Here is a 12,939-nt window from a genome sequence, read left to right as displayed (position 1 = left end):
GAGAACAAAAATCGCTTATACGAGCCATAAAATGCCTTAGAATTGATGTACGGTACTTTCTTTAGTTCCATTGAATATCCCAAATATTACTATAAACCTAAAAGTAACAAATTCTGCCGCCTTTATAAATAGAATTAATATATATTAATATATATTATAGATTATATAATATAAATATACTATCAAATTATAAAGGGTGCGAAATTTGTTACTTTTAGGTTTTTCACTTTTAAAGGGTAGCCGCTTGGCTACCCTTTATTGATAATTCTTAGTAATTCATGCTGTGCGCTATTACTCATCTGAGATATTGCCATGATTAATTGTTCATGAGATAAGTCTTTAATTTCATCAATAACATTTGCATCGTTGTCCAATGTGTAGGAAGGCTTTAACGTAAGATCATCTTTAAGTGCTACATAGCTGTTCTGTGTAGTGATGATAGATTTATGCTTTCCTTGAATCTGAGCCTTCGTCAGATCACCTGTTTGCTCCAATACTCTATTTACACCGCACTTCTTAAAACTATGAAATTTAATGTTTCTTTTTGGGTCAATTTCAAAGTAAGCCAAAATCTCTTTCAAAAACTTTCCTACTTTGTGTTTATACAGGTTCGGGAACAGTTTACCTTCCGTACCAAGCATTTCTCTCAACTCATTATACAACTTATCAGATACAGGAGTTTTGTGTCTGGTTTGTTTATCGACCTTATCAATGTAATTAACCACTACACCTTTTTCGTTTTTCACTCGAAAATCTTCCCAAGTCAGAGAGAGCAGGGCTTCCAATCGAATAGAAGAGATGCAAGCCAGCTTTAAAAGCATAGCCATCTGATTTCCTTCCATTTGTTCAATATGAGCGTATTCGATAAAGATAAACGCTTCATCCCATTCCAAGTTGCCATATCCATTCCGATCTAAATCAGCGCTATCCAATTTCAAGTTGTCAAAGATATTGTTGTTGATATGTTGATAGTCTACTTTCAGAGCATCCAAGAAACTTCCAACCGCTTCAATTTTAGCTTTAATAGATGCATTCTTTAATCCTTGTTCTTTTAAATGATTGTGATATGTGAAAGCTTCCAGACTTGTCAAAGTTTCAATATCACTCAAACGTACATAATCCATTTCTTTTTTGAAAGTAAATTCGAAGAACTGCTTGATGCTTCTTCTATAGTTGTCGGCTGTGTTTACTGATCGTTGACCTTTGATGTACTCCTTGAAAAAAGAAACAAATTTATGATCATATGTATATGCTACGTTATCAACTGTTGCTAGTGCCAAGTTACTCATTTGTATCATCTCCGTTTCACATAACTGTTATGTGAACAATATATCATTTCCAATTTTAGGAGTCAACAAAAAACTTTAAAACATATAAAACTATTTTAAATGTTTTAAACTATTTTAAACAAATGGACGGTTTTGGACACTCTTGAAGTTTATTAAATATTGCAAGGAGCCGAAGAAAGTACTATAATAATATTAAAGAATATTTGGGGAGGTTTTTTATGTCTGATGAACAGTTTGAGATAGTCGTCGTTCCTGAACGGCGTGTCTATCCTAAACCGTTTGCTGAATATAATGATTTCGGCATATTTGCGGTGAACGTAGTGGAGACGGGAAATTGGGATTTAGTAGAACAAAATTCATATGGGAATATAACTCTAAAAGGAAACATGCCTGACTTGCAGATAGGGAAGACCTACACAGCTAAGGTTTCCAGAAAGAAAGACCCTAAGTTCGGAGTAGGTTACGAAGTCGGTCTGATCTATATGAAACAATTCACTACATTAGAAGAACAGGTAACATTCCTTTCTACTATATTAAGTGAGTTTCAAGTGAAAGCTCTAACGTATGCTTATCCAGATGCCAATCTCATTGATCTAATCAAGGATGATAAACTTGATCTGAGTATAGTAAAGGGTATAGGAGACACCACACTAGCAAAGATCAAAGAGAAGATCATAGAGAATGAGAAGTACCAGAGGGCAATTATAAAGCTTACTGGTGAGTATGGCATTCCATACAGCGCCGTGAAGCGTCTTTCGGACAAGTACGGCTCCCCTGATCTTCTTATAGATAAGATCAGCAAAAACCCTTACATCTTGACTGAGGTTGAAGGGTTTGGATTTAAGAAGGTTGATGAGATGGCTCTAAACATGGGGGTGTCAAAGGAATCGAAACATAGAATCACTTCATGTGCTGAATATGTTCTTAACGAAGAAGCTGGCAATGGTCATTCATGGATGAAGTTAACCACATTAATCAACGAATCCATTAAGTTATTAGGATTAAGTATTAATGGCATTAAAGATGCTCTGCTGGAAGAAGCTGTGGCACAGAAATACATGATTGCAGAAGATGACAACATGATCTATATGAGAGAATACTATAAGTATGAATCGAAGATTAAAGATAATGTTGTCCGTATTCTTGGAGCCAAGTTCGAACATAAGATTGAGGGCTTGGAAGAGATTATAGCAAATGTAGAAAAGAAACAAGGTTTCCCATTCACAGCAGAGCAGAAGCAAGCAATCAATTATGCTGTTGAGCATAATATTCTGATCGTAAATGGTAAGGCTGGTACAGGTAAAACATCTGTAATCAAAGGTATTGTTGAAGTGCTGAGGTCGATACAGGGTTTAGAGTATGCTACATGCGCTCTGTCAGGAAAAGCAAGTCAGAGAATCCAAGAATCTACTGGACTAGACTCATACACAATACACAGGCTCTATGGATATCATCCTAAACTTGGGTGGACATTTGATGAATTTAATCATCTACCTAAAGATATAATCATCCTCGATGAAGCGTCTATGGTCAACTCTGAACTATTCTTCTATGTAGTGAGAGCGATTAAAGATGGGGCGAAGCTAATCATTACTGGAGATACCGCACAGCTTGAACCAATTGGAGTTGGTAATGTACTCGTTGATCTGCTGGCAAGCAATAAAGTTCCAAAGGTTGAACTTACAATCGTTCATCGTCAGGCGCAAAAGTCTGGTATCTTGTCTTGTGCGAATTTGGTGAGAGAAGGGAAGAAGTTCCTCTCTAACTCTGACTATGGTCACAAGAAACTTGGAGAACTAAAAGACTTGTGGACATATGCATATGATAATGATGAAGATGTATTTAAGAGAGTTATGGCGATTGCCAAGAAATTTAATGGCGATATTCTCGACTTCCAGATCATTGTTCCGATGAAGACCAGAGGAATAAACTGCGCAAAGAATATTAATGAAGCTTGTCAGAAGCTATTTAATCAAGACCCCGATGATGTAGACTCTCGAAATAAAGTTGAGAGAAAAAATGTTACCTTCCTTGAAGGAGATAAGGTCATTCTTAATGGTAACAACTATGACAAGGGTGTGTTTAATGGAACGATTGGTATCATTAAATATATTGACACAGCGTTCATTCAAGATGGAGAAGCGTCTGGAGAGATTGTGATTGACTTTGAAGGCGTAGGCGACATTAGATTCACGAAGTCAGAGATGAGCAAGCTAGACCTCGCATACGCGATTACAGTACACAAAAGCCAAGGTAGTCAATGGAAGTATGTGGTGTTTGCAATGGACTACTCATCCTATGTGCTTCTGAATCGCCAGTTGACCTATACAGCCATGACAAGAGCAAGTAAGTTCCTGTTCATGCCTATCGAACTTAAAGCGTTACAACATTCTGTTGACACAAACAAGTCTACCAAGCGGAAAACATTCTTACCTGAATTACTCAAAAGTGCCTAAGAAAGTAGCCACTCTTTTTGAGTGGCTACTTTTATAAAAAACTTTTTAAGGGGAGTTTGCGGGTGCCGAAGAAAGTACTATAATTATAAATGTAGAGAATAATACAACACCAAGAGGGGTGCTTAATATATGAATAAACTGTCTGACAGTCTGGATTACACACTTGTTTCTATAGAAGAAAGAATGGAATTGGTCAAAAAGTTGGTGGAGGAAAATGATGAAATGCTCGTTGAATATTACGATTATCATTATAATCCTCATGTTAGTCAAACTGGGTTACTGAGTGAAAACACAAGGGTTGCCAAAGACCTTGAATCTCTCGCTAGTTACTTATTATATGCTAAAGACAGTGATGCTAGTGAGGATACGATTACTGATTACCGCCAAAAGAGAAACAATAATAGGGAAGCTTCTATTGAAAAACTGATGAAAGTAAGAGAGGTTCGGAAAGAGACGAATCGCTCAATCATTAAGACACCTAAGATCAAAGTGAATGGCAGAGATAGAGAGAGGTATCCTGAACTGGCTGAGACAGGGGAGTCCATTAGACTTCTTACCTCAATGATTGATTCTGGTATAGGTACAAATGGTCGAAAGTTAACTCTTCCAGAAATCAAGAGACTGAAATGGATTAGAACAGATATCCAAAAAGACGAGATTGCTGTAAAGAATGAGTTAAAGGGTTATATTCGATTCCAGAATATCAGCAAATCAGAACCAGATTACAATAGATTTTCTTACATTAACTTTGATGATGTAGAAGTGATGAGAGTACTCGTTGAGGATTATGCTGATCTAAAAGAGTCTTCCTACGATGACACATTCGGATATATGAAGATCATCATATTCGCATTCGAAGAGTTAGTTGAAGCGACAGACTTTAAAGATTACCTAAAAGATATATTCCTTTGGAAAGTGGAAGGCAAATCATACGACGAAATGATTGAAGACCTAAAAGAGAAGCACGATATAAAAATGACCAAACCTCGATTGAGTAAAATGACGAGAGAAACTATACCAAGCATGATTACCGAAACATATAAGCAACAGCGTGAAGATTGGATTTATACATATGCCCTTCGTGGAGAGTATAAAACCTGTAACTGCTGTAAAAATAACTATCTTTCCACGAAAAAGTATTTCAGTCCTAATAAGAGATCGAAGTCAGGATTGAGAAATATCTGTAAAAATTGCAGAAAAGATAAGTACCAAATTGATAGTGTTGCCAAAAGTGTGTAAAACCCTTCTTTCTTATCTCTATTAGATATGTAGGAGTGTAAGAATGCCGAAGAAAGTACTGGTAATCTAAAGCTCAAAATAAAAATTATCTAATGAGATAAAAGGAGATGTTTCGAAAATGACAAAAGATCAATTCGTTCGTTCGTTCGCAGAGGAAAATGGTGTTTCTATTAAGGCAGCTCGTGAGCAAGTAAATGCGGTTCTCGATCACATTCTGGTAGTAGTACCTACTTTAGCAGATGGTGAAAAGCTTGATTTCACTGGTATTGTATCCTTCAAGGTGAAAGATGTAGCCGCTCGTACAGTACGCAATCCTAAGACTGGCGATGAAGTTCAAAAAGAAGCTACTCGCAAAGTTAATGCAAGCGTGAAGGCGACTCTCAAGAACGCTGTGAAGGCTTAATTTAATAAACAAAGGGCAAGTCACTTTATGAGTGGCTTGCCCTTTTTGTTGTATAGTCATTCAATTCCATGGAGGTGACTTCTTATGAAGGAAAAATCTAAGAGGGAACGAAAAAAGCCAAAGCACATTAGAGATGCAGAAAAGGCTCATGAAGCAAATGTATATAATGAAGGTTTTCGTCATGGCTACAGCATGGGATTAGAAAAAAGGAAAGAGTTTGAATAAATAGTTTAAAAGAGTTTTAAAGCTTTAAAGAAAATTTTAAACAATTTAAAAGATATTTTAAACCGATTAAAAGGAGATGTTTTGATATGGCAAAAGAACCTAAATCAACACGCACACTAAGTCACGCAGTTAAAGGTTATCTTAATCTTGAAGATATGAAGGTTGTTGAGGTGCTTGATGCAGAAACAGGTGACGAAGTAGTTCATGATCTGGCGGCTATTCTAGCTGAGTATGATGACAAAGAAATGTCTATCACCGTTAGCATGAAAGACAAGCTGGAAGGTGAATAAGATGCGTTCATACACCAATAAAGAAGGAGAAGTTATTGAAGTTTCGCAAGAACATCTTGACACAGCAGTTCGTATTAAGCGAGAACTCCAAATGGCTTCTCCAAGCCATCGTACCAATTGGGCGCAACACGAAAGAATGATGCTACTGGAAGGTTTTGATGACAGCGAAGCTTCTGAATCGTATCGTCAAATGATTAAGGCGTACCAGACTGCTACAGGTACAATTGAGACTAGACAAAAACAAGCCGATCTTGTTGCTGATTCTAAGTTGGATTCAATCAAAGAAGCAGTTGGAGACATGTACTTCGCTAAGAGAGAAGTACAAATGGAGAGCCTAAAACTTGGAAGATTGAAGCGCGAAATCACTTTATATGGTGTAATCGCTGAACAGGTTCGTAACGCTATGTTAAACGAACTGTTTGAGATTATCCCAAGTTTTGCCTATCAAGAACGTCTACCTATTATCGGTGAAGGACAAATGGTAGTTATGTTGTCTGACTGGCATATTGGAGCAACAGTTGACAATGTAAAAGGAAATACCTTTAACTATGAAGTTGCTCAAAAACGTGTTGAAAAATACCTTTCTCGCGTAAAGAAGATTGCACATGATGAAGGTATTACCGAAATCAATGTAGTGTGTATGGGTGATATGACTGAACATGTGAGTATGCGTAAAGTCAATCAAGCACATGAAGCAGAGTTTCCTCTGGCTGTGCAGATTGTCAAAGCATATGAGTTGATTCGTAACTTTATTGTCGGATTGTCTGAGGATTTTAATGTCACATATCGCGGTATTGGCGGCAATCATGATCGCATGAATGGCGATAAGAACGACAATATTGATGGAGATTCTACAATCTTTGTAATCAATTTTATGATTAAAGAATTTATTGAGAAAGCGAAAGCATCTCGAATCTCTTATGTTGAAGTTGACCACATCAACTACAGTACTTCTTTTTATCTTAATGGATACAATATGAAGTTTGTACATGGTGACAATGAAAAAGGCAATAAGAAGCTTGCTAGTCACGCTGACATTGACAACACTAGCTACAACGTTTTGGCTATGGGACACTTGCATCACTTTTCGGTGAAGGAAGTTGGTCAAAACAAATATGAAGCTTATGTTGGCTCTTTGATGGGAGCCAATAACTATGGGGTAAAAGGTAAATTCCTATCTAATGCATCACAAGGAGTTATCCTCGTAAACTCGTTGGGTGAGATCGACATTAAGCGTGTCGATTTGCAAAAAAATATATGAGTACCGAAGAAAGGATTGATACAAATTCTTGTCAATCCTTTCTCTATTTGAAAGAGGTGATTGAATGACTCAAAGAAAGATTTGTAAAGGGGAATGTGGGAAGAGTAAATTACTGTCGGATTTTTACACATCTACAAGCATGATGTTCGATGGTCATGTCCCTGTCTGTAAAAAATGTTTGAAAGAAATGATTGATGAAAACAATATCGAGTCAGTGAAAACAACTCTGCAACGTATTGACAAGCCATTTATTGCAAAGGTTTGGAAATCAGCAGAAGAAAATGAGAGCGATACAGTTGGTACATACTTCCGAATGATTAACTCTCTCCAACAATACAAAAAATCAAGTTGGGCTGACAGCGATATGGAAGGTGAAAATGAGACAGATATCTACAAACATAAGTTTGATGATCTTGACGATGTAGACGAAATAGTGACAGATGAAGGCGTTATCAAGCTGACGAAAGATATCGCAATGAAGTTTGGTTCTGGCTACACTAATCGCGAATATCTAACAATGGAAAAATTTTATCATGACATGTCATATAGCCATGACATAAACACACCGCAGTTAAAGAAACAATTGGTTTACTTGTGTAAGCTCCAAATTTGGATGGATAGATCTCTCGAACAAGGTGACGATAAGGCATTCAAAAACTATAACGACAGGTATGAAAAGATTCTCCAATCATCTGGTTTCAGACCTATAGACAGAAAGAGTGCAAGTGAATCAAGTGGAATGATGAGCTTTTCTCAATTATTTGAGCAAGTAGAAAGGAATGGTTATGTTGAGCCTAAACCGATTGAAGAACGCATGGACTTGGTTGACATGGCAATATTATCGCATATTAATTATGTGCGTCAGCTTATTGGTCATGAAAAATTATCAACTCTTCCAGATGATATATCAGATGAAGTAAACAGTGCCAATGGTGTGCTATTGGGCGGTGAAGAGTGATGCAGGATAGGAAAGTGAAATCTTTTCAACAGATGTTACCAACTTGGATTATGTATCTATCTTTGTTTAGAAGTTATCCAGACCTATTCATTGATATGATTAATCCTGATCCTAAGAAATTTAAATTATTATTCTATCAAAGGATTATATTAAGAATCATTTTTAGGTATCGGAAAACTTATTTTACGTTGACTCGCGGTAGTTCAAAGTCATTCCTGCAAATCTTAGCACTTATGCTTCGGTGCATTATGTATCCTGGTATTAGACTAGCAATAACTGCACCACAAAAACAAATGGCGGCGGCAATTGCTCAACAAAATATTGAGTCTATATTTTCATTTTTGCCATTGCTTAAAAATGAGTGTAAGGAAAATGGGATAAGATTTGAGAAGGATTATACAAGGCTAACCTTTAAAAATGGGTCTATCCTTCATGTTGTAGCTAATAGCGAATCGTCTCGTGGTCTTAGAGCCAATGGTTTAAGCGTAGAGGAAATCATTCACGAACGTTTTGATGAAGAAAGTTATAACTCTGTATTGCTACCTATCATGGCGACCAATCGTATAGCCGCTTGCGGTGGAGAAGACCCATGGGAAAACCATAAGCCTATCACTATCGTTACAACGGCAGGAACAAAACAAAGTTTTGCTTTCAATGTACTTAAAGAATATTTATATGATATGGCTACTGGCAAATCAGCATACATTCTAGGGGCAGGATATGAGTTAGCAACTGGATTTAAATTATTGTCAATAGACTATATCAATGACTTGAAAGAGTCGCCAAACTTCAACCCAATCTCGTTCTTACGGGAATATGGAAGCGTTTGGTCTGGTAGTTCAGAAAACTCTCTGGTTGACCTTGAGACATTCCGTAAGGCGAGAGTGCTACCACACGCAGAAGAGAAGGCTGTAAATGATAAACACATTGAATACGTTTTAGCTTATGACGTTGCTCGTTCAGAAGGGAATGCCAACGCTCAGTCAGCTTTGGTAGTTATTAAATTAGCTCCAAAAGGAGATGGGACGTACACAAAGCATGTTGTGAACATTTACACTTTTGAAGGAACCCACTTTAGAGAGCAAGCATTGTTTTTGAAGCAGAAGGTAAATGATTTCCGCGCAAGAATCCTCGTAGTCGATGCTAACGGTTTGGGTCAGGGCTTGATTGATCAGCTTATTTTAGAAATTGACTCTAATCCTCCATACGAAGTCATTAATGACGAAAGGTACGCCAAGTTTAAGACTTCTAATAGTGTACCGATGATCTTCGCGATTAAATCTCAGACTAAGGATACTAATGCGAGTGATATCCATAACTTGTTCATTCAATGGATGGCTAACAACCAAGTTAAGTTCCTAGAATCTGAATCTCAAGCTAAAGCAAAAATGAAGAACAAAGACATTGAGAAACTTGCTGAAATGTTGCGTCCGCATGTTATGACAGACTTCTTGCAAGAAGAGATTATGAACTTGGAATATAGACAGTCTGGTCACAGAACGGAAGTTAAGCAAGTATCTAAGTCGATTCAAAAAGACCGATTCTCTGCATTAGAGTATGGGTTATTTTGGATTTATCTCGAAGAACAGCGGAACAAGACGCTTAGAGAAGAAGACATTGGTGATATCGCTTCATTCTTTATGGGAAGAAGTGTTAAAAAACCATCACGATGAAAGGAGGGTTTTCATGAGCGAAAATCCGCAAGCTAATACGTTTGTGAGGGAAAGTGTTATTTTGGATTATGCCAAGCTAACAGAATTGACGATCAAAGACCTTTCTAAGAACCAAACAACGACCTCTGCAACCTATACGAGAAATAACGTTTCAACTTACTTGGCAAACCCGAAACGATACTCGAAAGAGTTACAGAAGATGAGTGCATATCTTTATGATTTCAGTCCGCATTATCGCAGACTTGTTAATTACTATGCAAAGTTGCCTACGCTAGATTACTATGTGGAACTTTATGGTCTGGATACATCGAAAAGTGTAAACGTAAAGACACTCCGTAACAACTACAATAAAGCACTTGATTTTGTTGAATTGATGAACATTCGACATGAATTTGGTAAAGCTTTAGTATCTGCATGGAAGGTAGGAACTTTCTATGGTTTTGAGTTATTTACGAAAGACACCTACTTCATTAAAGAACTCCCTTATGATTTCTGCCAAATTAGTGGAATTGCAGATGGCATTTACACTTTTAGTTTTGATGTATCATACTTCGAGAGAAATACCGATCAGTTAGAGTTGTTTCCGAAAGAGTTCAAGAAGATGTATAACTCTTACAAATCGGGGAGTAAACCGAAGTGGCAAGAGGTTGACCCTGCAAGGTCGATCTGTATTAAGGTCAACGAAGAAGTGTATTACGATATTCCACCATTTGCTGGTTTGTTTGCAGATATCTTTGATATCGAAGACTATAAGGCATTAAGAATGGCAAGTGAAGTCGTTGGTAACTACAAGTTTATTGTTGAGAAGATTCCTATTAGAGAAAACTCTGATAAGAATAATGACTTCAATGTCGATTTGAAGACAGTTCAAATGTTTCACAATAAAACTGCGAGTCTTCTTCCTGACGAAATAGGTATATTCAGCACCCCATTTGACGTTGAAACCTTGGAGTTCACAAAAAGTAACTATGAAAGCGATAATGTTTCGCAAGCCGAAGAAGCGTTTTACGCATCGGCAGGAACGGCTTCACAGTTATTTAATCCAAAGGGAACATCGTCATCTACTCTAGCGAAGTCAATCAATGTAGACGAAGCAGAAGTATTTGCGATTCTTAGACAGCTTGAGCGCATTGCTACAGGGAAACTTAAAAATTCCATGAGCGGTTCCTTTAAGTTTAAAGTTAGAATCCTCGATAATACGATCTTTAATAGGAAAGAAAATGCTGAGACTCTTCTAAAGAATGCTCAATATGGTCTACCAGTAAAGATTATGCTTTGTGCTTGCCTTGGTATCTCTCCAAGTTCAGTTGTCTCAATGAACTTCCTCGAAGAACAAGTGTTAGGGCTTTCAAGTAGCTTTATTCCATTAACTTCTTCTCACACTCAAACAGGTGAGGAAGAAAGTACTGGTTCTACAGATGATGGCGGCAGACCACTTTCGGAAGATGATGAACTTTCAGAAAAAGGCGAGTCACAGAGAGAGGGAGAGGATAACGCTAACAAGGAATAGAAGGGGGTGAAATTAAATGAGCAAGAATGTACACAAAACTGTTCCTGTGAAGTTCGAAAAAGTCGATCAAATCGACACTCGATTTCAGAAGGTAAAGATTTGGTTGATGCATTTAGGGCAGAACTACAACAACAGTGTCTTCACAAGGGAAGCTGTAGAAGAAGCAATGGAAACTCTAAAGAACACCCCAATTTTGGGATATGTAGAAGAGTCTCGTCTAGGAGATAAAGACTTTAGAGGTCACGAAGTTGAACTTGTTGTTGAAGGTGGAGAATTTAAGACTCGTTATATTGGGCAAGCATTTGGAGTGATCCCTGAGAATTGCAATCCGCGATTCGAGACAAAGAAGGGAGACTTCGACAATGACTTGGAGTATCTAGTAGTTGATGGTTTGATGTGGACTAAATTTGATGATGGAGTCAATATTCTAAATCAGTATGGTGAAGTCGCACAGTCGATGGAGCTGGATGACAATTACGATGGATACTTTAATGAAGATGGCGCATTCGTATTTACGAAATTCGCTTTCTATGGTGCTTGCTTGTTAGGACAAGATGTTCTTCCTGCCATGCAACAGGCGAGTGTTGAGACTTCATTCTCAGCAAACGTCAATGTATACCAAGAAGAGATTGCTCGTAAGCTGAATGAATTTCAATTGGCTTATAGCAATAAGCAAGACAAGGAGGTGGAACAAGAAATGACGCTTGAAGAATTACTGGCTAAGTACTCTACAACTGTTGAAGCATTAGCTGAAAAGGGAGTTGCAGTTGACACTTTCTCTATTGAGGACTTGGAAGTGAAGATTGAAGAAGTATTCACATCCGATCAGGATGGAGAGGTTAAACAACCTGAAACTCAAATGAAAGCTAAAGAAGATGCAGAGAACAAGGATTCCGAAGACAAAGATGATGACGAAGATGAAGATGAGAAAAAGTTTTCGCAAGAAAACGAAGGTGACAAAACAGATGGAGAGTTTTCGCAAGACAACAAACCTGATGAGACACCTGAAAAGTTCACTTTGAATTTTGAGCTTTCTCATGACGATATTCGTAGCCAACTCTACACTGGTCTTGACCAACATATTGCATCTGCATTTGGTGGTGAAGCTGAATGGAGTTGGAATTACATCGTATCGGTGTATGACACTCACTTTATTACGGAAGATGATTATGGTCGAAAGTTCCATAAGGTTGAATACAGCAGAGAAGGCGACAATATCACTCTTGGCAATGTAAGTGAAGTATTCGCTATGTTCCTGACTGGCGATGAAAAAGGCGCTCTGGAATTGATGCGTTCTAGCTTTGCAGACTACGAGAAAGAAAACGCCGAACTGAAAGAGTTTCAAGCCAATGTTCTTCGTGGACAGCATGAAGCTTTGGCTGACGAAGTTATTTCTCAATTCGATAAGTTGTCTGATGAAGATGTTGCTGAAATTCGCGAGAATATTCACAACTTTACCATCGAACAAATCGAGTCGAAATGCTTCGAGCTTGTTGGTCGTAAGACTACGAAGTTCTCAGCACCAAAGACTCAAAGCTACAGTATGAAAATTGGTGTTAAGCAAGAGCAAGAGTCTACTGACCCAAGTGGTTATGCTCATCTCTTTAAAAAGCATGGGCTTTCCTAATAAAAATT

General features: G+C 37.7%; 11 protein-coding genes. 10 read left to right on the top strand and 1 reads right to left on the bottom strand.

Annotated features, from left to right (window positions below; translation table 11 throughout):
• Positions 1-248: 248 nt before the first annotated feature.
• Positions 249-1,289 (bottom strand): tyrosine-type recombinase/integrase, encoded by a 1,041-nt coding sequence (locus tag BN1546_RS26100; protein WP_090739309.1) that lies wholly within the window; start codon positions 1,287-1,289, stop codon positions 249-251.
• 218 nt (positions 1,290-1,507) lie between these two features.
• Here BN1546_RS26100 and BN1546_RS26095 point away from each other — a divergent pair, with 218 nt between their 5' ends.
• The 10 genes from BN1546_RS26095 (at position 1,508) to BN1546_RS26055 (ending at position 12,931) form a co-directional block, all read left to right on the top strand.
• Positions 1,508-3,745 (top strand): AAA family ATPase, encoded by a 2,238-nt coding sequence (locus BN1546_RS26095; protein ID WP_090739308.1) that lies wholly within the window; start codon positions 1,508-1,510, stop codon positions 3,743-3,745.
• 129 nt (positions 3,746-3,874) lie between these two features.
• Positions 3,875-4,984, top strand: a complete 1,110-nt coding sequence (locus tag BN1546_RS26090; protein ID WP_090739307.1) for a hypothetical protein — start codon at positions 3,875-3,877, stop codon at positions 4,982-4,984.
• Positions 4,985-5,102: 118 nt separating this feature from the next.
• Positions 5,103-5,387: an HU family DNA-binding protein gene (locus BN1546_RS26085; RefSeq protein ID WP_090739306.1), complete on the top strand. Its 285-nt coding sequence runs from the start codon at positions 5,103-5,105 to the stop codon at positions 5,385-5,387.
• 84 nt (positions 5,388-5,471) lie between these two features.
• Complete coding sequence (locus BN1546_RS27505) at positions 5,472-5,612, top strand: hypothetical protein (RefSeq protein WP_176702379.1); 141 nt, start codon at positions 5,472-5,474, stop codon at positions 5,610-5,612.
• Positions 5,613-5,698: 86 nt separating this feature from the next.
• Positions 5,699-5,902, top strand: coding sequence for a YonK family protein (locus BN1546_RS26080; protein WP_090739305.1), 204 nt, complete (start codon positions 5,699-5,701; stop codon positions 5,900-5,902).
• Between the two features lies 1 nt (position 5,903).
• The gene (locus BN1546_RS26075) at positions 5,904-7,163 is read left to right on the top strand and encodes a hypothetical protein (RefSeq protein ID WP_090739304.1); all 1,260 of its coding nucleotides are present in this window, start codon (positions 5,904-5,906) and stop codon (positions 7,161-7,163) included.
• Between the two features lie 64 nt (positions 7,164-7,227).
• Positions 7,228-8,121: a hypothetical protein gene (locus BN1546_RS26070; protein WP_090739303.1), complete on the top strand. Its 894-nt coding sequence runs from the start codon at positions 7,228-7,230 to the stop codon at positions 8,119-8,121.
• The gene (locus BN1546_RS26065) at positions 8,121-9,794 is read left to right on the top strand and encodes a DNA-packaging protein (protein WP_255305637.1); all 1,674 of its coding nucleotides are present in this window, start codon (positions 8,121-8,123) and stop codon (positions 9,792-9,794) included. The genes BN1546_RS26070 and BN1546_RS26065 overlap by 1 nt, the downstream gene beginning before the upstream one ends.
• A gap of 13 nt (positions 9,795-9,807) precedes the next feature.
• Positions 9,808-11,304: a hypothetical protein gene (locus BN1546_RS26060; protein WP_090739301.1), complete on the top strand. Its 1,497-nt coding sequence runs from the start codon at positions 9,808-9,810 to the stop codon at positions 11,302-11,304.
• Between the two features lie 16 nt (positions 11,305-11,320).
• Positions 11,321-12,931 carry a hypothetical protein gene (locus tag BN1546_RS26055; protein ID WP_090739300.1) on the top strand — a complete coding sequence of 537 codons (1,611 nt, stop codon included), beginning with the start codon at positions 11,321-11,323 and terminating at the stop codon, positions 12,929-12,931.
• The last annotated feature ends 8 nt before the right edge of the window (positions 12,932-12,939 follow it).

Source organism: Paenibacillus sp. Mc5Re-14 (genome assembly GCF_001049835.1).
GTDB classification, from domain to species: domain Bacteria; phylum Bacillota; class Bacilli; order Paenibacillales; family Paenibacillaceae; genus Paenibacillus; species Paenibacillus polymyxa_C.
This window is presented reverse-complemented; position numbering and strand designations above follow the sequence as displayed.

Coding starts and splice junctions, on each gene's coding strand:
- BN1546_RS26090 (WP_090739307.1), top strand. CDS start 3,875: ATGAATAAACTGTCTGACAGTCTGGATTACACACTTGTTTCTATAGAA.
- BN1546_RS27505 (WP_176702379.1), top strand. CDS start 5,472: ATGAAGGAAAAATCTAAGAGGGAACGAAAAAAGCCAAAGCACATTAGA.
- BN1546_RS26055 (WP_090739300.1), top strand. CDS start 11,321: ATGAGCAAGAATGTACACAAAACTGTTCCTGTGAAGTTCGAAAAAGTC.
- BN1546_RS26095 (WP_090739308.1), top strand. CDS start 1,508: ATGTCTGATGAACAGTTTGAGATAGTCGTCGTTCCTGAACGGCGTGTC.
- BN1546_RS26065 (WP_255305637.1), top strand. CDS start 8,121: ATGCAGGATAGGAAAGTGAAATCTTTTCAACAGATGTTACCAACTTGG.
- BN1546_RS26085 (WP_090739306.1), top strand. CDS start 5,103: ATGACAAAAGATCAATTCGTTCGTTCGTTCGCAGAGGAAAATGGTGTT.
- BN1546_RS26070 (WP_090739303.1), top strand. CDS start 7,228: ATGACTCAAAGAAAGATTTGTAAAGGGGAATGTGGGAAGAGTAAATTA.
- BN1546_RS26060 (WP_090739301.1), top strand. CDS start 9,808: ATGAGCGAAAATCCGCAAGCTAATACGTTTGTGAGGGAAAGTGTTATT.
- BN1546_RS26080 (WP_090739305.1), top strand. CDS start 5,699: ATGGCAAAAGAACCTAAATCAACACGCACACTAAGTCACGCAGTTAAA.
- BN1546_RS26075 (WP_090739304.1), top strand. CDS start 5,904: ATGCGTTCATACACCAATAAAGAAGGAGAAGTTATTGAAGTTTCGCAA.
- BN1546_RS26100 (WP_090739309.1), bottom strand. CDS start 1,289: ATGAGTAACTTGGCACTAGCAACAGTTGATAACGTAGCATATACATAT.